This is a genomic window from Streptosporangium sp. NPDC049078 (genome assembly GCF_040648855.1).
In the GTDB taxonomy this organism is placed as follows: Bacteria; Actinomycetota; Actinomycetes; order Streptosporangiales; family Streptosporangiaceae; genus Streptosporangium.
Genome location: NZ_JBEZEL010000007.1, coordinates 16,511 through 36,704 on the forward strand (window position 1 = coordinate 16,511; position 20,194 = coordinate 36,704).

The 20,194-nt window shown below is 70.6% G+C and carries 19 protein-coding genes; 7 read left to right on the forward strand and 12 right to left on the reverse strand.

Features of this window, described 5'->3' with window-relative positions:
* Positions 1 to 69: 69 nt before the first annotated feature.
* Positions 70 to 597, forward strand: coding sequence for an ATP-binding protein (locus AB0B90_RS12970; protein WP_350948441.1), 528 nt, complete (start codon positions 70 to 72; stop codon positions 595 to 597).
* Here the strand turns inward: AB0B90_RS12970 and AB0B90_RS12975 are convergent.
* The 3 genes from AB0B90_RS12975 to AB0B90_RS12985 are packed head-to-tail and all read right to left on the reverse strand — an operon-like array spanning position 484 to position 3,192.
* Complete coding sequence (locus tag AB0B90_RS12975) at positions 484 to 1,926, reverse strand: wax ester/triacylglycerol synthase family O-acyltransferase (RefSeq protein WP_362922540.1); 1,443 nt, start codon at positions 1,924 to 1,926, stop codon at positions 484 to 486. The genes AB0B90_RS12970 and AB0B90_RS12975 overlap by 114 nt on opposite strands.
* A 4-nt stretch (positions 1,927 to 1,930) precedes the next feature.
* Complete coding sequence (locus AB0B90_RS12980; RefSeq protein ID WP_350948439.1) at positions 1,931 to 2,092, reverse strand: hypothetical protein; 162 nt, start codon at positions 2,090 to 2,092, stop codon at positions 1,931 to 1,933.
* A gap of 29 nt (positions 2,093 to 2,121) precedes the next feature.
* Positions 2,122 to 3,192 (reverse strand): helix-turn-helix domain-containing protein, encoded by a 1,071-nt coding sequence (locus tag AB0B90_RS12985; protein ID WP_350948438.1) that lies wholly within the window; start codon positions 3,190 to 3,192, stop codon positions 2,122 to 2,124.
* A gap of 162 nt (positions 3,193 to 3,354) precedes the next feature.
* Here AB0B90_RS12985 and AB0B90_RS12990 point away from each other — a divergent pair, with 162 nt between their 5' ends.
* Positions 3,355 to 4,662: a glycine hydroxymethyltransferase gene (locus AB0B90_RS12990; RefSeq protein WP_362922543.1), complete on the forward strand. Its 1,308-nt coding sequence runs from the start codon at positions 3,355 to 3,357 to the stop codon at positions 4,660 to 4,662.
* Positions 4,663 to 4,858: 196 nt separating this feature from the next.
* Here AB0B90_RS12990 and AB0B90_RS12995 read toward each other — a convergent pair whose 3' ends face one another.
* Complete coding sequence (locus tag AB0B90_RS12995) at positions 4,859 to 5,956, reverse strand: NADH:flavin oxidoreductase/NADH oxidase (protein WP_362922545.1); 1,098 nt, start codon at positions 5,954 to 5,956, stop codon at positions 4,859 to 4,861.
* Positions 5,957 to 6,090: 134 nt separating this feature from the next.
* Between AB0B90_RS12995 and AB0B90_RS13000 the strand changes: the two genes are divergently transcribed.
* Positions 6,091 to 6,447 (forward strand): helix-turn-helix transcriptional regulator, encoded by a 357-nt coding sequence (locus AB0B90_RS13000; protein WP_350948435.1) that lies wholly within the window; start codon positions 6,091 to 6,093, stop codon positions 6,445 to 6,447.
* A 182-nt stretch (positions 6,448 to 6,629) separates the two neighbouring features.
* Complete coding sequence (locus AB0B90_RS13005) at positions 6,630 to 6,848, forward strand: DUF2277 domain-containing protein (RefSeq protein ID WP_350948434.1); 219 nt, start codon at positions 6,630 to 6,632, stop codon at positions 6,846 to 6,848.
* Here AB0B90_RS13005 and AB0B90_RS13010 read toward each other — a convergent pair.
* The 3 genes from AB0B90_RS13010 to AB0B90_RS13020 form a co-directional block, all read right to left on the reverse strand.
* A complete protein-coding gene (locus AB0B90_RS13010) occupies positions 6,820 to 7,779 on the reverse strand; it encodes a MaoC family dehydratase N-terminal domain-containing protein (protein ID WP_362922547.1) in 960 nt (319 codons plus the stop codon). The genes AB0B90_RS13005 and AB0B90_RS13010 overlap by 29 nt on opposite strands.
* A gap of 121 nt (positions 7,780 to 7,900) precedes the next feature.
* Positions 7,901 to 8,731: a CoA ester lyase gene (locus tag AB0B90_RS13015; protein ID WP_362922549.1), complete on the reverse strand. Its 831-nt coding sequence runs from the start codon at positions 8,729 to 8,731 to the stop codon at positions 7,901 to 7,903.
* The gene (locus AB0B90_RS13020) at positions 8,728 to 9,885 is read right to left on the reverse strand and encodes an acyl-CoA dehydrogenase family protein (RefSeq protein WP_350948431.1); all 1,158 of its coding nucleotides are present in this window, start codon (positions 9,883 to 9,885) and stop codon (positions 8,728 to 8,730) included. Before AB0B90_RS13020 ends, AB0B90_RS13015 begins: the two co-directional genes overlap by 4 nt.
* A 147-nt stretch (positions 9,886 to 10,032) precedes the next feature.
* Here AB0B90_RS13020 and AB0B90_RS13025 point away from each other — a divergent pair, with 147 nt between their 5' ends.
* Entirely contained in the window at positions 10,033 to 10,971 is a 939-nt protein-coding gene (locus tag AB0B90_RS13025; protein WP_362922552.1) for a LysR family transcriptional regulator, read from the forward strand.
* 144 nt (positions 10,972 to 11,115) lie between these two features.
* Here the strand turns inward: AB0B90_RS13025 and AB0B90_RS13030 are convergent, their stop codons facing one another.
* The 5 genes from AB0B90_RS13030 to AB0B90_RS13050 all read right to left on the reverse strand — a co-directional run bounded on the left by AB0B90_RS13030 (position 11,116) and on the right by AB0B90_RS13050 (position 18,390).
* On the reverse strand, positions 11,116 to 11,286 hold the full coding sequence (locus AB0B90_RS13030) for a hypothetical protein (protein ID WP_362922554.1): 171 nt from the start codon (positions 11,284 to 11,286) through the stop codon (positions 11,116 to 11,118).
* 146 nt (positions 11,287 to 11,432) lie between these two features.
* A complete protein-coding gene (locus AB0B90_RS13035; RefSeq protein WP_362922556.1) occupies positions 11,433 to 13,430 on the reverse strand; it encodes a Xaa-Pro dipeptidyl-peptidase in 1,998 nt (665 codons plus the stop codon).
* Positions 13,431 to 13,531: 101 nt separating this feature from the next.
* Positions 13,532 to 14,551, reverse strand: a complete 1,020-nt coding sequence (locus tag AB0B90_RS13040; RefSeq protein ID WP_362922558.1) for a glycoside hydrolase family 6 protein — start codon at positions 14,549 to 14,551, stop codon at positions 13,532 to 13,534.
* 90 nt (positions 14,552 to 14,641) lie between these two features.
* A complete protein-coding gene (locus AB0B90_RS13045) occupies positions 14,642 to 16,660 on the reverse strand; it encodes a galactose oxidase-like domain-containing protein (RefSeq protein ID WP_362922560.1) in 2,019 nt (672 codons plus the stop codon).
* Positions 16,657 to 18,390 (reverse strand): cellulose synthase catalytic subunit, encoded by a 1,734-nt coding sequence (locus tag AB0B90_RS13050; protein ID WP_362922562.1) that lies wholly within the window; start codon positions 18,388 to 18,390, stop codon positions 16,657 to 16,659. Before AB0B90_RS13050 ends, AB0B90_RS13045 begins: the two co-directional genes overlap by 4 nt.
* Before the next feature lie 233 nt (positions 18,391 to 18,623).
* Here AB0B90_RS13050 and AB0B90_RS13055 point away from each other — a divergent pair, with 233 nt between their 5' ends.
* Both AB0B90_RS13055 and AB0B90_RS13060 read left to right on the forward strand, forming a co-directional pair.
* A complete protein-coding gene (locus AB0B90_RS13055; protein WP_362906482.1) occupies positions 18,624 to 19,370 on the forward strand; it encodes a pirin family protein in 747 nt (248 codons plus the stop codon).
* A 156-nt stretch (positions 19,371 to 19,526) separates the two neighbouring features.
* Positions 19,527 to 20,183, forward strand: coding sequence for a pyridoxamine 5'-phosphate oxidase family protein (locus AB0B90_RS13060; protein WP_350948422.1), 657 nt, complete (start codon positions 19,527 to 19,529; stop codon positions 20,181 to 20,183).
* Positions 20,184 to 20,194 lie beyond the last annotated feature (11 nt).

Here is a 20,194-nt window from a genome sequence, read left to right on the forward strand (position 1 = left end):
GATTAGGACGGTTTCCCCAGGGCAAGGCTTCTACGTCGGCTGTGAATCGGCGATGAGAAGGGGGGGACCGTGGAGGCCACCATCGCGCTGCGTCTACCGCGTGACGCTGCGAGTGTTCCCGTGATCAGACAGCTTCTCGACTCCTCGCTGCAGGCCCTGGGGGTGGTGACCCAGATTCGCGAGGACATCCAGCTCATGCTCTCCGAGGCGTGCTCCAACGTCATCCAGCACGCCATCCCCAGCGACGACTACATGGTCAGCACCGAGCTGACCAGGGGCCGGTGCGTGATCAAGGTGGTGGACGCCGGCAACGGCTTCGACTTCTCCGAGACCTCCTCCCCCGCCCCCACCTCCGAGCACGGCCGCGGGCTGCTGATCATGCAGGCCCTCGCCGATGACATCCGGTTCGTCAAGAGGCAGGAGCGGGGCTCGATCGTCTGCCTGGAGAAGATTCTGCGCTTCACCGAGGACGCTCCCGGGCTGTCACTGCTCCTCAACGAGGAACTTGAGCTCCAGCAGGGTGTCCCTGAGATAGTCGGTAACGGTCCACACGTCGGGAACCATCTCCCGGCAGGCGATCACGCCGACGTCAAGTGAGCCGTCGTAGGAGAAGACCGTGATGTTGATGCCGCCGCTGGCGTCGGTCACGACGGAGACGGGATGGTACGCCAGAAGCCTGGCGCCGCTCACGTAGAGGGGGATCTGCGGGCCGGGCACGTTGGAGATCACCACGTTGATGGGGCCCGCGCTGCCGGCGAACAGGTTGAAGGCGGCGCGGGAGGCGAGCCCGGTCAGCGCGGAGGGCATCATGTCGCTGAGTTCCTGAAGCCAGCGCGCCGGGGCGAGCGACGAGCGGTCCTTGATCAGCCGCATCGCGTCACGCACCGCCAGCAGCCGTTCGACCGGGTCGGCGACCTGTGTCGCCAAGGTGGTGATCATGATGCTGACCTGGTTTCCCGCGCTCTGGTCACCGGGCAGGCGGAGCGAGAACGGCACCCCCGCGACCAGGGGCTGCTCGGGCAGCGCGTCGTGCTTGAGCAGCCACTGGCGCAGCGCCCCGGCGCACAGGGCCATCACCACGTCGTTCACCGTGACACCGAAGGCGTTCTTGACCAGTTTGACGTCCTCCAGCGGCAGGGTGGTGTAGGCGAACCGCCGATGCGCGCTGATCCTGCCGCTGAAAGGGGTGCGGGGAACGGTCATACGGGGCATGGCAGGCACCTCGGCGGCCCCGGCCCCGGACAGACGGTTGGCGAGATCTCTGGTGATCCGCGAGACCAGTCCCGCCCCGGGGGCCTGGGAGATCAGCGGGATCTCGTCGAGGTGCGGGACGGCGTTGACCAGGAACCGTATCGCGTTGGCCGGGTTGACGGCGACCTTGGCCAGACCCCTGACGACCATCTCCCCCCTGTCGATCTCCTCCTCGGGCTCGCCCGGGGGCGCCAGCTCGACCTCCGCGGGCTCGGGTGAGGTGTCCAGCAGCCCGGCCAGCACGTCGGCGCCGGTGACGCCGTCGACCGCCGAATGGTGGACCTTCATGTAGAGGGCCGTACGGTCCCCGTGCAGGCCGTGGATGAGATACATCTCCCACAGCGGGCGACGCCGATCCAGGCGCCGGGCGTGCAGCCTGGCCACCTGCTCGCCCAGTTGCATGTCACTGCCCGGTTTGGGCAGCGCGATCTCGCGCACGTGGTAGTCGAGGTCGATTCTGGAGTCCTCGGTCCAGTAGGGGTGGTCCAGGCCGAACGGGACGAAGGCGAGCCGCATGCGGAAGGGCGCGGCCAGGTGGAGCCGGCGGGCCAGCAGCGACACCAGGTCACCGCGGGTCAGGCCTCCCGACAGGATCGCGAGTCCCCCGATGTTCGCGACGTTCGTCGAGGTCTCGAAATTCAGGAACTGCGTATCCACCGCGCTGAGCTGCCGCACCGTCTTACCTCCGCCGGGATGTCGTTCTCCCATCCTGCTCCCGTGAAGTCGCCAGAGCCAACGCGGCCAGCGCGAGGAGGACCACAACGGACACGAGAATTAACGACAGCGGAATGAGCACGAGCACGACGACGATGGCCATGATCTCGCTGATCAACTGCAACACCGGAAAGCTGTGCCCGGATTACCCGGCCGCTACACCGCATTCCAGCGACCGAGCTTCAGCGCGAGATGAAGTTCTAACCTGTGGGTTCCGTTCTTGAGGTTGCGGTCGGCCAGGTGCTCGATTCTGGTGAGGCGGTAATAGAGGCTGGTGCGGTGCAGGTGGAGCAGCCTCGCGGTCTCCTGGGCGTCTCCTCCGCTGTCCAGATAGGTCTCCAGGGTGGTGAGGAGCGCCGGGTGCTCGCGCAGCGCGTCGAGCGGGCCGCCGGCCGACCCGTGCGGGCCCGCGACCGGGTCGGCGAGCAGCCGGTAGACGCCCAGGTCCGGCCAGCGGGCGACCGGCCGCAGCGCGGGTTCGGCCGCGGCGGCCCTGGCCGCGGTGAGCGCCTCCTCGTGCGCCCGTACGGCCGATTCCAGCCCGGGGTGCGGTGCGCTGAGCCCGGCGCCCGCGCGGGTCCTGGTGGCGAGCCGCTCCCCCAGTGCCACCGCGTCCTCGCCGCGGTTCAGCAGCAGTACGGCGTGGCGGTCCAGGATCGTGAAGGCCGGCGGGCGGCGCACCCTGGCGAGCTCCGCGCCGACCGCCTCGCGCAGGCCGTCCGGGTCGCCCCGCAGCGCCAGGACGCGCAGCGGCCCCTCACCGAGCACACCGGCCGCACGCCGCACGCCGATCTCACCGGTGAGCAGCTGGCTCAGGATGTGGGAGCTGCCGCCGTCGTCGAGCAGGGCGGCGATCGCGGCGGCGTCGCGCACGGCCCTTTCGCGCTCCTGCGGGTTGAGCGGGCCGGGGCCCTCGATGATCCACAGGTAGCCGACGCGGCGGTCCTGGTGGAGCAGAGGGACACAGAGCCTCGCCGCCATCCCCAAGTCAGGATTTTTCGGGATCCGTACCGGCTCGCGGGTCGTGGTCACCCCGTGCGCCTCCTGCCAGGCCCCCACCTCGGCGGGAACCGAGCGCGAGAGGATGGCCTGTGCCCTGACCGGATCGACCTCCCCGTGATGGGCACTGTGCGCGACGACCCGGCCCTCCAGGTCGTCCACGGACATCCCCCGGCCCACGGCCACGGCGAGCGACTCCAGCAGATCCTGAACATCATCCGCTATCACGGTCCAATCCTACAGATGTAGGAAGTATCTCCGGCGCCGGAACGATGACTCGACCTGGCGTGGGCCGTAGCGTCGCACTTACTCATTTCGGGGGACCCGCCTCGTGGGAGCCGGGGAACCCGCCTCGTGAGAGTCGTTCGATCGCCCGGTGAAAGGAACCTCGTGGAGGAGCGCAGCCGCGTCGCCCCGTGGGCGCCGCCACGGGCACAGTTGCGCCTGGCCGAGCTTGAGGCCGAGGTGGGCGGACTGGGGTTCGACGCGGTGTCCCGGCTGGTCGACGCGGTACTGGCCGAGCACCGCGGCCGCCTCGACGAGGACGGCGTGGTGCTGTACGCGGGCACCAACACGATGAGCGAGCGCGCCAGGGCCGCGCACGAGATCTCCCTGGGGTGCCGCCCTTCGATGGGCTGGCCGGGCGAGAAGTTCCAGACCGGCCTGGAGGAGCTGGACGTGCTGGAGGTCCTCGCCCCGCTCCAGGTCGCGGCGTTGATGGGCGGTGAGTTCGCCGAGGTGCGCCTGCAGAGCGCCACGCTGGCCAACCTCGCCTGCTACAGCGCGTTCGCCGGCCCCGGCGACACGATCGCGGTGCTCCCGGAGACCGCCGGGGGTCACGCCAGCCACCACGCCCAGGGCGCCGCCGGAATCCGGGGCCTGCGGGTCGCCGACCTGCCCTACGACGCCGAACGGCTCGACGTCGACCACGTGGCCCTGCCGGCGTTCCTGCGCGCGCACCGGCCCGCGCTGGTGGTGGTCGGCGCGAACCTGATGCTGTTCCCGTACGACGTCGCGAGGTTACGGGCGGCCTGCGACGAGGTGGGGGCCCTGCTGGTCTACGACGCCTCGCACGTGGCGGGGCTCATCGCGGGCGGCCGGTTCCAGCGTCCGCTGGACGAGGGCGCGCACCTGGTGACCATGTCCACCTACATGTCCTTCGGCGGCCCGCCGGGCGCGGCCGTGGTGACCCGCGACGAGGATCTCGCCCGCCAGGTGTCGGCGGCCGCCTATCCCGGCCTGACCGCCAACTACGACGCCTCACGCCTGGCACCGCTGGTCCTCGCCTCCGCCGAGCACGCCGCGGGCGGTTCCGCGTACGCCGACCGCTGCCTCGCCAACGCCGGGGCACTGGCCGCGGCACTGGACGGCGAGGGCTTCACCGTGGCCGCCGCCCATCGGGGCTGGACCGTCTCGCACCACGTGGCGGTGGACGCCGCCGCGTTCGGCGGCGGGGACGAGGCCGCCAGGCTGCTGGCCGAGGGCGGCGTCTATCTCAGCGGCGTCCGCCTGCCGGGGCAGTCTTCCGGTGAGCCCGCGCGGGGCCTGCGGATCGGCACCCAGGAGGTGACCCGCCGCGGCTTCCGCCCGGAGACGATGGGTGAGGTCGCGGTCCTGATGCGCCGCCTGCTCCTCGACGGTCACGCTCCCGCCGCGGTCCACCGGGACGCGGTCGCCCTGCGCCGCACCACCCCATGATCCCGGACCGGCCCGCTCGACCCCCGGGGGTTCGCCCCCTGGCGGGCCGGTCCGTTCATCGCCACTCCCCCTGACAGACGGACCGGCCCGCGCCCCCCTGGCGGGCCGCTCCGTCTTCCCCCCAGCGCGTCCCCTCACCGGACGGGTCACCTCCCCGTCCGGTGGGGGGACGCGCCGGGTGACGGCCGCGGCGGAGTCAGACCGCGCGGTGATACTGGTCGGGCCAGCGGGCGGCGGAGCCGAGCTCGCGGGCGGCGAGGTTCGGCCAGTACGGGGTGCGGAGCAGTTCCCTGCCGAGCAGGACCGCGTCGGCCTGACCGGAGGCGATGATCTCCTCGGCCTGCCGGGGCCTGGTGATCTCACCGACCGCGCCCACCCGCAGGTCGGTCTCGGCCTTCACCCTGGCCGCGTACGGGACCTGGTAGCCGGGCCCGGTGGGGATGCGCACCCCGGCGACGTTGCCGCCGGTCGAGGTGTCGAGCAGGTCGACGCCGTGGGCCAGCAGGTCCTTGGCGAAGCGGACGGTGTCGTCGGCGCCCCAGCCCTCGCGGTCGTCCGCGGGGTTCTCCGCCAGCCAGTCGGTGGCCGAGACGCGGAAGAAGAGGGGGAGCTCGTCGGGCCAGACCTCGCGCACCGCGTCGACGACCCGGAGCGCGAAGCGGGTGCGGTTCTCGTACGAGCCGCCGTACGCGTCGGTGCGGTGGTTGCTGACGGGCGACAGGAACTGGGCGATCAGGTAGCCGTGCGCGCCGTGGATCTCGGCCACCTGGAAGCCCGCGGCCAGCGCCCTGCGCGCCGCGGCGGCGAAGTCGCCCACGATCCTGTCGATGTCGTCGGCGTCCAGCTCCGTGGGAGTGGGGTGACGTTCGTCGAAGGGGATCGGGCTCGGCCCGACCGGCTGCCAGCCGTGCTCGCCGGGTCCGGTGGGCGCGCCGCCTTGCCAGGGGCTGCGGGTGGAGGCCTTGCGTCCCGCGTGCGCGAGCTGGATGCCGGGCACGGCACCGTGCTCCCGCAGGAAACGGGCGACACGGGTGAACGCCTGCTGCTGGCGGTCGTTCCAGAGTCCGAGGTCGGCCGGGCTGATGCGGCCCTCCGGCGCCACCGCGGTGGCCTCGGTCAGGATGAGCCCGGCACCGCCCACCGCGCGGGCGGCGAGGTGGGACAGGTGCCAGTCGGTCGGCACCCCCTGCTCCGGCCCCTCGACCGCCGCGGAGTACTGGCACATCGGAGCCATCCAGATCCGGTTGGGAATGGTGAGGGACCTCAGGGTCAGGGGCTCGAACAGGGCGCTCACGGTCGTACTCCTTCTGGAGAGGGTCTTTGGGGCGGCGCCCCGGCTTGACGCTAATACGATAATCTACGTACTACGACAGATGTCAAACTACGACTGCTCTCGTACAATCGAGCCACCCAAGGGAGGGAATCACCGTGTCGACCTCGTCCGTCAGGGCTCTGGAACACCCCGCGCGCGAGGACATCCGTCTGGAGGGCGTGCTGCACGCGCTGTCCGACCCGATGCGCCTTCAGATCGTGCGTTTCCTGTGGCAACTGGGCGAGGACGGGGAGGCCCCCTGCTCGGCGATCGATCTGGCGATCACCAAGTCGACCACCACCCACCACTTCCGGGTGCTGCGCGAGGCCGGGGTGATCAACCAGGTCTATCGGGGCACGGCCAAGATGAACGCGCTGCGCCGACGTGACCTCGACGTGCTCTTTCCCGGGCTTCTCGGCGCCATCCAGAGTGCCGACGCGATCCAGCGCGAGCGCGACGGCCACGACGGCTGACCGTCGTCGCGCGGCGACCGGCCCCGGCGTGATCCGGCCTCGGACCGCACGGTTCCGGCCGCCGATCCGGAGTCGAGCCGAGCGGCTCGGGCACGATCCGGTGGGTCAGGACGCCCCCCGTCGGCCGGTTCCGGCGGGGCCTGCCGGATCTGTAGGGTCGCGAGACGCAGTACGGTCCTGTCATGTGCCGGAGCATCAAGACCCTTCGTGAGCCCTACGCCAGCGACGTGACCGACGACGACGTGCGAGCCGCCGCGCTCCAGTACGTCCGCAAGGTGTCGGGCTTCCGCTCCCCGTCGACGCGCAACGCGGAGGCCTTCGAGCGGGCCGTCGAGGCGGTGGCCGCCGCGACCCAGACCCTGCTCGACGACCTCAGGCTGAGGCACGTCTCCCGGGACTGACCGCGGACGAGCGGACCTGTCCCTTCGCCGTGATCCGGCCGCCGAGGTCGCGAACGGAGACCTCGTGGCCGGAACCGGTCACGACGCCCCGTGCCACCAGGCCCTGGTGGTCGAACAACGGCGCCACCAGGCGGTAGTCGATCGCCGTGGCGAGCACGCCCTTTCCTCGCACGCACTCCGCCATGGCCAGTGCCTGCAGCGGACCGTGGGTCACCAGCCCCGGGTAGCCTTCGACGTCGCGGGCGTAGTCACGGTCGTAGTGGATGCGGTGCGCGTTGTAGGTCAACGCCGAGAACCGGAACAGCAGCACCGGGTCCACGGGCAGCGGCCACTCGTCCCCTTCGACCGCCACCGGTGTGAACGTGCCCGCTTCGGCACGCGAGCCGGTGGCGACGGCGTCGCGATAGACGTCGCGATAGACGTCGCGATAGACGTCGCGATAGACGATGTCCTGTTCCTCGACGACCTTGACCTCGTCACCCTGGCGTACGGTGTGGCGCACGACGACGAAGGTCAGCGGCCCCGTGCGTCCTTCCTTCTCGGTCAGTGACACGACCTCGGTGCGTCGCGTCGCAGCGCGCCCCACGACGAGCGGGCCGAACAGCCTGACCCGGCCGCCGGCCGCCATCCGGCGCCGTCCCGGCGCGGGTGGCGCGGGGATCACACCGCGGACCGGATGACCGTCGGCTCCAAGGTCGACCTGACGCGGCCGCTCCAGCAGGTAGACCCAGTGCCACAACAGGGGCAGCCCCTCGCTCTCCAGATCCGGCAGGTCGACGCCGAGGAGCCGGGCGAGCGCGACGGCGGGCTCCGGCTGGAGCGCCTCGGTGCGCTCGACGACCTCCGCCTCGGTGCCCTCCGCCTCGACGACCTCCGCCTCGGTGCCCTCCGCCTCGGTGCCCTCCGTCTCGGTGTCCCCTGCCTCGGTCATTCGGCGGCCTCCTCGTGTCGCGGGCCGTGATCGGCCCGGATGCCCTCGTTGTGCCCGCCCGGATGTAGCACGATCCCCGTCACCGGCTCCCGGCCGGCGGCGGACGCGTGCGGCGTCTCTCTCACGCCCCCGGTCCGGCCGTCGTCCGGTGGCCGGCCCGCGCCATTATCCGGCGGGCTCGCTCCAGGACCGGCCTGTCGACCATCTGGCCGTTGCTGGTGAAAACCTCGCCCCCGGGCGCCTCGGCGAGCACCGCCCTCGCCCACTCCAGATCCGCGTGGTCGGGAGCGAAGGCCGCGTTGACGGGTTCGACCTGAGCGGGGTGGACGCACAGCTTTCCCCCGAAGCCGAGCCCCCTGGCGCGGGCCGCGGCCGTCCTGACCGCGGCGGTATCCCGGAGTTCGACGGTGACGCCGTCGATCGGGGCCGGCAGGGACGCCGCGCGGGAGGCCACGACGAGTGCGCAACGGGCGAACAGCAGGGCCTCGTCGGTATGCTCGGCGCCGATGTCGAGCGCGAAGTCGATCGATCCGAACGCCAGCGCGGTCACCGCGGGGAAGGCGGCGATGGCTCCCGCCTCCTGAACTCCCAGCGCGCTCTCCACCAGCGCGACGATCCCGGCCTCGGCCGGCAGCCATCGGGCGACCCTGCGCAGGACGGCCGGTCCTTCCGTCTTGGGCACCATCACTCCGCGCAACCCCCGGCAGGAGGCCAGCGCCGCGAGATCGGCCTCGTGCCACCGGGTGTTCGCCGCGTTGACACGCACCCAGGCCGTCGCACCGCCGGCCAGCCAGGCCGCGACCTCGTCGCGAGCGGACTCCTTGTCCTCGGGGGCGACCGCGTCCTCAAGGTCGACGACGACCTCGCCGGCACCGGCGCGGGCGGCCTTGTCGAACCGATCCGGCCGGCTGCCGGGGACGAACAGCCAGGACGCCGCGACCGGGGCCGTCACGGCCGCACCCGGTGGCGCCGGACCAGCTCCCGCGCGATCACGTTGCGCTGGATCTCGTTGGTGCCCTCACCGATGATCATCAGTGGGGCGTCACGGAAGTACCGTTCGACGTCGAACTCGGTCGAGTAGCCGTATCCGCCGTGGATGCGCACAGCGTCCAGAGCGATCTTCATCGCCGTCTCCGAGGCGAACAGTTTCGCCATGCCCGCCTCCAGGTCGGCTCGCTCACCCGAGTCGTAGCGGCGCGCGGCGTACTGGACGAGCTGGCGGGCGGCCGTCAGCTGGGTCGCCATGTCCGCGAGGTAGTTGCCGATCGACTGGTGCCTCCAGATCGGCTGCCCGAAGCTCTCACGCTCCTGGCTGTAGCGCAGGGCGTCCTCCAACGCCGCGGCGCCGACACCGACCGCTCGCGCGGCCACCTGGATGCGCCCGATCTCCAGGCCGCGCATCATCTGCGCGAAGCCGTGGCCCTCCGCGTCGCCGAGCAGCGCGGAGCGGGGCACGTGGAAGTCGTCGAAGGACAGCTCGCAGCTCTCGACCCCCTTGTAGCCGAGCTTCGGAAGGTCGCGTGACACCTCGAAGCCGGGCCCCTTCTCGACCAGCAGGATGCTGATGCCGCGGTGCGCGGGGGAGGCCGTGGGGTCGGTGAGACACAGCAGGGCGATCAGCTGGGACCGCCGCGCGTTCGTGATCCACGTCTTGGACCCGTTGAGCACGTACTCGTCGCCCTGCCTGCGTGCCACCGTGCGCATGGCCTGCAGGTCGGACCCTCCGCCGGGCTCGGTGAGCGCCATCGTCGCCCGGATCTCGCCGACGGCCATCTTCGGCAGGTAGTGGTCCTTCTGCTCCCGGGTTCCGTAGGCGAGGAGCAGCTTCGCGACCACGCTGTGCCCGCCCATCGCGCCGGCCAGGCTCATCCAACCGCGCGCGAGCTCCTCGGTCACCGCGGCGTAGCAGCGCGCGGAGACGCCGGCGTCGTTCCACGGCTCGGGGATCGCGAGGCCGTAGATGCCCATCCGCTTCATCTGCTCGATGAGCGCCTCGGGATAGGTGTCGGTGTGCTCCAGCTCCCGCACGACGGGTTTGACCTCGTGGTCGACCCATTCCCGCACCAGGGCGACGATCGCCGCTTCATCCGCGCTGAGTTCGCACATGGGAAGCCCTCCCGGGCGTGATGGTCAGGAACGGGGACACACGGTGCGCTTGGCCGCCAGGCCATCTTATTTTGCGATGTCACATCCTGTGAAATGCTGATATGTGATGACCTCACTCGTTTCGCGCATGACCACGTAAAGGACCCGATGGACCTCAAGCAGCTCACGGCGCTCGTCACCGTCAGCGACGTCGGCAGTGTCACCAAGGCGGCTCGCCTGCTCCGCGTCGTGCAGCCCGCGGTCAGCCGGCACATCCGCTCACTGGAGGAGGAGATCGGCGTCCGGCTCTTCGAGCGCACCAGCCAGGGCATGACGCTCACTCCCGCGGGTGAGATCCTGACCGAGCGCGCGCGCCGGGCGCTCCTCGAACTGGAGCGGGCACGGGCCGAGATCCGGCCCGATCGCGGGCAGGTCCAGGGGATCGTCACGATCGGGCTGCTGGAGAGCACCGTCGAGATCCTCGCGGCTCCCCTGATGGAGTCGGTCGCGCGGCGGCACCCGGGCATCGATCTGCGCCTGCTCAGCGCCTTCTCCGGCCACCTGCAGCAGTGGCTGGACGACGGCGCCGTCGACATGACCCTGCTGTACAACCTCGCGTCGACACCGTCGATCTCCGTCACACCGCTGCTGCACGAGTCGCTGTGGGCGGTCGCGCCGCCCGGCGCGGCTCTCGGCGACGCCGACTCGCTGACCTGGGACCACGTGACGAGACAGCCACTCGTACTGCCCGTGGCCGGGCACGGACTGCGGACCCTCATCGACGAGGCGCTCGGCACCGCCGGCGTCGAGCCCACGGTGGCGTGCCAGACCAACTCGATGCTGCTGCAGAAGAAGCTGGTGTCGTCGGGAACCGGCTGGAGCGTCCTGCCCGCCGCGGGCGTCGCCGAGGACGTGGCGACCGGACGGCTGAGCGGCGGCCCGCTGACCGATCCCGAGGTGTCCCGCACCGTTGTGCTCGCTCTGCAGCGGGGCGGCCGGATACCGGCCGCCGTCGAGGTCGTCGCGACCGAGGTCTTCCGGGTGACGCGCCGGTTGGTCGAGAACGGGGCGTGGCCGACGGCGCGTGCCGTCGAACGGCGGGACTGACATCGGCCCGCGTGGTCACGGTGGTCTCGGTGAGCCCGCGCCCGCCTCGCGACCGGCCGGAGGGTCCGCCGTCGAGCGCGGTGAGGACCGGCGGGGGACGCGCACCCGCGCCACGACCCGCCCTCGGCCGGGGACGGGCCGCGGTCAGTCGCGTGCGTTCGAGGAGTGGAAGAGCCGGCTCGCGAACACGACCACCACCCCCACCAGTCCGATGATCAGAGCCCACTTGAGGAGCGTGAGGAGGAAGCCCAGCACCGAGCCCAGCAGGAGGAAGCCGATCACCACGGCCGCCACGATCAGAAGAATTCGTCCCATGCACCCCACGCTAGGCCCCTGCCCGGCCCGGCGGCAGGCCTGGGCCCCGATCTCAGGGACAAGCCGGGGTTTCCCCTCATGCCCGTCCCCTCGCCCGGGTGCCGCAGGCCACGCGAAGGGTCCGCGTTCCCTGACCGGGCCGGGGATCAGCGGAGGGCGGCGCTCCCGCCGACGAGCGGGAGGACGACCGAGCTGGATCCGGGCTCGACCGAGACGCCGGTCCCCGGGGGCAGGCGCAGGGTGAAGTCACGGTCGGTGGACAGGAGCACGACGCCGATCCGGTGGCCGGCCTTGACGACGTAGTCGTTCGGCTGCAGGTCGAAGCGGAAGTCGTAGAAGTGCCCCTCGCGCAGAAGCTCGGACTTCGAGGCGGAGTGGCGGTTGCGGACGTCGAGCCAGCCCCTTGTGATGATCTTGTAGGGGGCGGTCACCGTGATGTGCTCGGCCAGCCGGGTGCAGCCGGTGTCGCCGGGCACGCCCTGGCCGTAGCAGACCTGGGTGTCGCCGTAGACGACGCCGCCGTACGCGCGGGTGTCGGTGCCGTAGTCGACGAGCAGCGCCGTCAGGTACGGCGAGCGCCCGCCCTTGAAGGCGGCGCGCACCGAGACCTCCGGGGTGCCCGACAGGCGCGCGTCGCGGGCCAGGGTGCCCGAGACGTAGGCCAGCCGGTTGGGGTCCGTGGCCTCGGCGTTCTCGGCGAGCTGCTCGGCGGTACGGGCGCTCTGGTCGACGAACGTCTCGACGGTGCGGCGGTCCCGGGGGCGGTCGGCGCTCAGGGTGCCGTTACGGCCGTCCTTGCCGGCGGCGAGGTGGAGCCGCACGTCGCGGGTGCCGGGCAGCGGCCACGAGGCGTGCTGTGCCCACTGTCCCGGGCCCGACTCCACGTCGGCCTGCGGCTCGTCCATGATGCCGTTGCGCAGGCCGTACAGGTGGAAGTCGAACCAGCGGTGGAGCTGGCGCAGCCATTCGGCGTTGCGTCCGGCGAAGGAGAACGGGTTGAAGTGCGCGCCCTGGTGGAGCCAGATCTTGCGGGGCACGTTCCGCTTGGCGAGGGCGTCCCACCACTGGACGGCCTGCTTGGTCTTGACGTTCCAGTCGTTGAGTCCGTGCACCAGGAAGACCGCGGCGCGGACCTTGCGCACGTCGTTGAGGTAGTTGCGCCGGTCCCAGAAACCGGAGTAGTCGCCGGTGACCCGGTCCTGGTCCTGCTCGATGCGGTCCATCAGCGCGCCACAGGCCTGCGTGGCGTTCTCGCGGGTCAGCACGTAGCGGGCGAGCACGTCGGCGTCCTCGCCCTGGTAGCCGCCGGGGGCGAGCACCCCGCCGTTGGCTCGGTAGTAGTCGTACCAGGAGGAGATGGCCGCGATCGGCACGATCGCCTTGAGCCCCTTGACCCCGGTCGCGGCGACGGCGTTGGGCAGCGTGCCGTTGTAGGAGACGCCGATCATGCCGACGTTCCCGGTGGACCAGTCGGCCCTGATCTCGTTCCCTGCCGCGTCGAACCCCCGGGCGCGGCCGTTGAGCCAGTCGATCGCGGCCTTGGGGCCCGCGGTCTCGTTGTCCAGGCCGGTCGTGGGGCAGCCGGTCGCCCGTCCCGAGCCGAGGTTCTCCACCAGCGCGATCGCGTAGCCGCGCGGCACGAAGTAGTTGTCGTAGTAACCGCGGAAGGGCGGCGCGACCGCGCGGTTCACGTCGAGGCCGTCGATGCCGAACATCTCGTCGCGCAGGTCCTGGAACTTGTTGCGCCGGTACTCCATGCCCGCGGGGTCGGAGCCGTCCAGGTCGACGACGTGGTTGGGCACGTCGTTGCCGCCCGCGTAGTAGGGGCTCGCCTCCATGATGACCGGGACCTTCAGCCCCGAGGCGGTCTCCTTGGGGCGCATGATGTCGACGGCGACCCGGTCCGGGCGGCCGTCGGCGTCGCTGTCGACCCCGGCGACCTCGACGAACACGGTCTCGGTGAGCGCGTCGGCGCGCGAGTAGACCGGCTTGGTCTCGCCGTCCTGGATCGGGGAGGCCGCGGATCGCGCGGCGGCGGCGGGCAACACGTCGGTGGGCAGCACGCCGGCGGGTAGCACGGCGGGCAGTACGCCGCTTGGCAGGGTGACCGCCAGCGCGACGATGGCCGTTTTCCATCTGTTCATCGAGGAAAGCTCCCAGAGGGTCGCTGAAAAACTGACAACTCCGGTCAATCTCCTGCGAAGCAATCTTGACCTGCAAGATCGAAGATATAACGAATAAGCGGCTATCTCGCGTTACGCGCGAGTTCCAGCGCGTATTCGGGGAACCAGTCGCCGGCGCGGGGTTCCCCCCGGTGGCACTCGCCGTCCGACTCGCCGGGCCGCTTGATCCACAGGAAGGCGTCCACCCGCTCGTGGCCGGTCTCGGTGGTCGGTTCCGCGCCGAGCGCGCGGCCCTTGGGGTTGCACCACGCGTCGTCGCCCTGCGCGTCGCGGACGGGACCGTTGCCGTTGCGGGAGGTGTCGATGACGTAGTGGGCCCCGTCGACCGCGTCCGAGAGCCGTCCCGCGACGGCGACGCTCTCCTCGACGGTGAAGAAGTTGCTGACGTTGAAGGCGAAGCCGTCCGCCTGGGGCACCCCCGCCCTGCGCATGGGTTCGGCCCACTCGCCCGGGTTCTTGATCCAGCCGGCGTTCCCCGCGTCGAGGTAGACCTTGGCCGCGGGCTGTTTCTTCAGCGTCTCCACCGCGCCGCGCAGCAGGTCGAGGCGCTCGCCCGCCTGACCGCCCTGGGTACAGTTGTCCAGGATGTGGGCGAGCGCGTCGGGTTCGACGACGACCAGCGCGGGCCGGTCGCCGATGCCCTCGGCGAACCGGCCGATCCAGGAGCGGTACTCCTCCGCGTCGGAGGCGCCGCCCGCGGAGAACTGGCCGCAGTCGCGGTTGGGGATGTGGTACGCCACCAGGACGGGGATCCGGCCCGCCTGCCGGGCCTTGGTGGTGATGGCGGCGACCCTGTCCTTCGGGTCCTGGTCACCGATCCAGATCGCGTTGGGCCGGTCGGCGATCTTACGGATCAGCCCGGCCTCCTCGGTCCTGCCCTCGCCCTCAAGCCTGCGGACCTCCTGGGCCGCGGCGCCGTCGGGGTCGACGTAGAACCCGCCCGCAGGGCCCGAGGCGGCGTTCCCCGAGGGAGCGCTCCCGGAGGTGGCGTTCCCGGAGGTGGTCGGCGGCGCGGGATCGCCGGTGCAGGCCCCCGTCGCGAGAGCGAGAGCCAGCGCGGCCGCGAGGCCGTACCTGTTCATCGAATACCTCCGGCGTGGGGACCCCGGGCCGACCCCGGGGAACAGAAGTGGGAGGGCGCCGTACACCACCGGAGGGCTGCGGGGATCATGTCAGCCCTCTCCTCGGATGTGGACCCAGCGGGCCGGGGACGGCGTTCCCCGTTCGGTGACTCCGAACAGCATGTACCACCCTGGGGGCACCAGGGCTGGATTGGAGGGGATCTCGGCGATTATCCCGGTAGGCACCCGGGTGAACTCCAACTTGATCGAGCGTTGCTCCACATCGGTGACGTGGGTGACGGCGCTCGGGCGCATCAGCCGCACCTGGTGGATGCGTGCGGCGTCGGGAGTCTGGAAACCGGCCCTGCGCCCCAGGAACACGCTCTCGCGCCCGCCGGTGAACACCGGCGCCTTCTCGCCGTTGTGCAGGTAGGTCGGTGTGTAGATCTCGATGCGCTGGTCGAAGGTGCCGGGCAGGGAGCCCGCCTTGTCGCCGAAGAGCGGGTCGGAGCCCATGCCGAGCACCCGTCCGTCGGGCAGCAGGAGCCCTTCGGCGTGGTAGTTGCGGCCGACGGCGGGCGCCGCGGCCTCGTGGAAGCTGTTGCTCTCCGGGCGGTAGACCTCCGCGCGCAGGACGTCACTGGCGCCGCGTCCCCGGTAGTCGCTGGAGCCGTTGAAGGAGAGCACGCTGTCGTCGGGCAGCAGCACGGCGTTCGGGTAGCGCACCGGGTCGGACAGGTCGGGGCCTCTGACGTAGTGCGGGCTCGCCTCGGTGAGGTCGACGATGGCGGTCCTGGCGGTGGCGTTGGGCAGGCCCGGCTGGCGTTCCCCGACCGGCCCCCCGCCCATCACCATGATCCGCTGGTCCTGCGCGGGCGGCAGCAGCACGGAGGCGCCGGTCTCGTTCAGCTCGGGCTCGGGCAGTCCGGGGACGGGGGTGAACGCCTCCATCTCGTCGGGCGCCATGCCTCCGACGCCGCCCGGGGTCTTCACCAGACGGTCGGTGTCGCGGCGGTAGTCCCAGATTCCGGGGGGACGCAACTCGAGCTGGCCGGGGCCGTACCCGGCGCTCATACCGGTGAAGAAGAGGGTGTCGTCCTCCAGCAGGAACAACGCGGGGTAGGTCGGGAAGAACCTCTTGGGGCCGGGCCGCCAGGTCTTGGTCCTGGGGTTGTAGATCTCGTTGTCCCTGGTGACCTCCCCCACGACGTCGAGTCCGGAGACGGTCATGACCCTGCCGTCGGGCAGGTTCGTCATGGTCGGGTACCAGCGCCCCTCGGCCATGTCCTGGACCTTGGTGTAGCGCTCGGTGACGGGGTCGAACTCGTAGGCGTCCCTGATGCCCTGGAAGTCCTGCTTCTCCATCGTCATGCTGCCGCCCATGGCGTACAGGTCGCGCTTCTCCCGGCCCTTGAGTCCCTGGATCTCGTAGTTGACGGAACCGGCCGGCGCGGTGAGCAGGCCGGCCGCGCCCTCGGTGACGGCCTCGGCGAAGACCTTGGTCTCGCTGGGCCGGATCCTCACCTTCCCCGGCACTCCGGTCTCGATCTTCTTCGCGGGCGGCACGCTGATGTGGGCGGTGGTGCGGTAGACCTGACCGCCGGGGGCGGTGAGCAGCGTGCCGGGGTGGAACTGTCTGGGCTTGGCGTCGGGGTTCTCGTTCTTGAAGGTCAGGGCGCCCGCGGCCCGCTTGACCTTGGCCTTCAGCACCTCGAAGCGGCCCGTGCCGCCCGCGATGAGGAGCTTGCCGTCGGGCAGCATCGTGTGTCCCGCGCAGAAGAGGTCGACGGGGGTGTCGATCAGCTTGAACTCGTCGGGCCCGCCCGGCTTCGCCGGGTCCCACAGCACGGTCTTGAAGGTGCCCTTGTCGAAGTTGGCGGCGTTGTTCCCCGATCCGGCGACGATGAGCACCTTGCCGGTGTGCAGCAGCGCGGCGTGGATGGCGTTGACCTTGAACCTCTCGGGGACGTCGAGGAAGGTCCAGTGGCCGTGGGACGCCTTGTAGTCGTCGCGGTTGATGCTGTAGTCGCGCCACTTCTCCGTGGCGAAGCCCGCGACGGCGGGCAGGTTGATCGCGAGGACGGCGGTCACCACCGCCACCCCGACCAGGTGCTTGCGCAGGCGGCTCACGACTCGTCACCGACCGGGCGCAGGCCCTCCTTGACCGCCCGCGAACTCCAGGCCCAGGTCACGAGGGGCCCCAGGCAGATGACCAGGGCGAGGATCGCCCACAGCGTCATGACCAGGTGGATGTGGCCGGTCCAGAAGACGGTGAGCAGCAGCCCTCCGCCGAAGATCGCCGCCCACCACAGGTGGATACGGAACGTGGCGATCTGGTCGGGGCTGGCCGAGTCGCCCTTGGGGGTGACCACGAACTTGCTGGGCCTGCGCAGCGCGGCGCCGATCAGCGAGGTGACGTAGATGGGCGCCGACAGCGCCGACATGACCATCCCCGCCACCCCGGAGGAGCCCTCCGGCTCGTGCGGGCTGACGTTGTGGCGCCGGTTCCAGGTGTAGAGCATGACCTGCAGCAGCGCCGCGTCGCCGTACAGCATGAGCCACATGTCCATCGGCACGGTCACGCCGGAGCCGCCGACGGCCATGAACAGGGTGGCGCTCAGCCCGGCGAGCAGCCAGTTGAGCGCGGACATCGGATAGAAGGTCACCATCAGGGAGTAGTTGAAGAACCGGCCGGGCGAGAGCTTCGGCGCGGCCTTCCAGAACTGGGTGAGCAGCGTCTCGTAGGTTCCCCGGCTCCAGCGCAGCTGCTGGGTGAAGAAGTCGGTCCACGAGGACGGCCCCTCCCCCACGGCCAGCACGTCGGGGGTGTAGACCGACATCCAGCGCTGCCCGGTCTCCGGGTCACGGGAGCGGTGGAACTCGATGCCGGTGGCCATGTCCTCGGTGATCGAGTCGTACAGGCCGCCGATCTGCTTGAGCGCGCGGATGCGCACCGCGTTGTTGGTGCCGACGAACATCGGCGCGCCGTACAGGTTGCCCGCCCGCTGGATCAGCGAGTGGAACAGGAACTGCTGGCTCTCGGCGGCCTTGGTGACCCCGGCGTCGTAGTTGCCGTAGACCTGGGGACCGACGACGAAGGCCACCCTCGGGTCACGGAAGTAGCCGAGCATGCGCTCGCAGAACTCCGGGAGCGGTACGTGGTCGGTGTCGACCGAGACGAAGAAGTCGTAGTCGTCGCCGTGCGCGTCCAGCCAGCTGTTGTAGTTGCCGTGCTTGGTCTTGGCTCGGAACGTTCCCTTGGGCTGGTTCCACTCGGGCACGCCCTTGCGGGTGAAGTGGCGGGCGCCCAGCCAGTCACAGAGTTCGCGGATGTCGGGGTCGTCGCCCTCGTCCAGCAGCCAGACGTCGAGCACGCCGTCGTGGCGGATCTTCAGCGCGGCGGCCAGGGTCTCCCTGACCATCTCCAACGGCTCCTTGCCGGGTACGCAGGTGGTGATGAAGGCCACCCGGGTGCCGGGTTCCGGCGCGACCGGGACCGGGTCCCTCGCCGCCAGCATGGCGTGCACGTTGGAGACCACGCTGACCAGCCGGAAGACCTCGATGAAGGCGATCGCGACGAGCATGATCCGGTCGGCCACCGGCAGATACCACGGGATCGTGCCATAGGGGTCGGGACGGACGGTCCAGTGGTCGGGCAGCAGCAGCCAGACCATCAGGGTGAACTCCACGAGAAGGGCCGCGACCATCAGCAACACCGCCCGCACCCGGTGCGGCTCGGTGGCCAGCAGGGAGCGGTAGCTCACGCGGTAGGGCACCCCGGGTTCCGGCTCGGTCACGGGCCCGGCGAGCCTGCTGAACCTTCCGTAGTCGTAGTCGGCGGTTTTCGCGGGAGCACTCATCGATCCGGCGACCTCGGAGGACACGAAAGCAGGCCAAACACGGTGTTCCCCCAGGTAGATCGCGTAGGCCGCTCCCCGTCAAAGTAGGGTCACCCGCGGCCCGCGTGGTGATAAATCGTCACACATCATATTCGGATCGGTAAGCAAGATCTGCCCGACCCGGAGATGTGCGGAACATTTCACGCGGCTCTCTAGTTTAAGTTTCAACAAACGGGATGAGAGGACCACCAGACATGAACGTCGACATCCGCAGGTCCGACGAGCGCTACGCCACCAAGATCCCGTGGCTGGACTCGAAGCACTCCTTCTCCTTCGGCCGCCACCAGGACCTTTCCAACACCCACCACGGTGTGCTGCTCGTCAACAACGACGACATCGTCAAGCCGGGCACCGGCTTCGACACCCACCCCCACCGGGACATGGAGATCGTCACCTGGGTGATGCGCGGATCCCTCGTCCACCAGGACTCCGAGGGCCACTCCGGGGTGATCTATCCGGGACTGGCCCAGCGGATGAGCGCGGGGACGGGCATCCTCCACTCGGAGAAGAACGACTCGTGGCGGCTCCAGGGCGAGCAGCACACCGACCCGGTGCACTTCGTCCAGATGTGGGTGGTTCCCGACGAGGGTGGACTCGCCCCCGGGTACGAGCAGCTGGAGATCGACTCCGAACTGCTCGGCGGCGCCCTGGTCCCGGTCGCGTCCGGCATGGCCAGAGACGAGGGCCGCAGCGCCATCCGGATCAACAACAGGTACGCCGCGCTGCACGTGGCCAGGCTCCAGCCGGGCCAGAGCGTGCAACTGCCCGAGGCGCCGTTCCTGCACCTGTTCGTCCCGCGCGGCACCGTCGACCTGGAGGGGGCCGGGCACCTCGCCGAGGGCGACGCCGTCCGCTTCACCGCCACCGGCGGCCAGCGCGTCACCGCGACCGACCCGGCCGAGATCCTGGTCTGGGAGATGCACGCCGCCCTCGCCGCCTGACCGCGAGATCCGGCCCGCCACCGGGCGGCCGGGGACTTCGGCGGGATCCGTCCCGCCGAGCCCTGGATCGAAGGTCGCTCCCCGCGCCCACCGGCAGGACCGGAGACGCCCCAGGGAGCATTGAGCCATGATTACCGACAAGGCTAGCCTTACCTCATGACTTCCCTCGACACCGGTGCGACCGGCGAGACCGGCCAGATCGTCACGGTCACCTCAGAAGAAGAGCTGCGCCGGATCACCGGGGAGGCCACGGACGTCGTCCTGCGCAAGGACATCGGCCACCTCGACGAACACGCCCGCGACTTCATCGCCGCCTCGCCGTTCGTCCTGCTCGCGACCTCGGCCCCCGACGGCACCTGTGACGTCTCCCCGCGCGGCGAGGAGCCGGGCGGCGTCCTCGTCCTCGACGACCACACGCTGGTGATCCCCGACCGGCCCGGCAACCGCCGGGTCGACAGCCTGCGCAACATCGTCGCCAACCCGAACGTCGGCCTGCTGTTCGTGGTGCCCGGCACCGAGGAGACCCTGCGCGTCAACGGGCGGGCACAGGTGGTCAGCCAGGCCCCGTACATGGAGCGCCTGCGGGTGAAGGGCAGGCTCCCCACGCTGGCGGTGAGCGTCGAGGTGCGCGAGTGCTTCTTCCACTGCTCCAAGGCCTTCCGGCGCTCGGCGCTCTGGCAGCCGGAGCGGTGGCCGGAGCGCGAGTCGCTGCCCACACTCGGCCGGATCCTCAAGGACCAGCTGAACCTGGAGTGGTCGGCCAAGCTGATCGACGACGACCTGAAGGCCGACGCCCGCGAGAACCTGTACTGACGGTGAGGGTG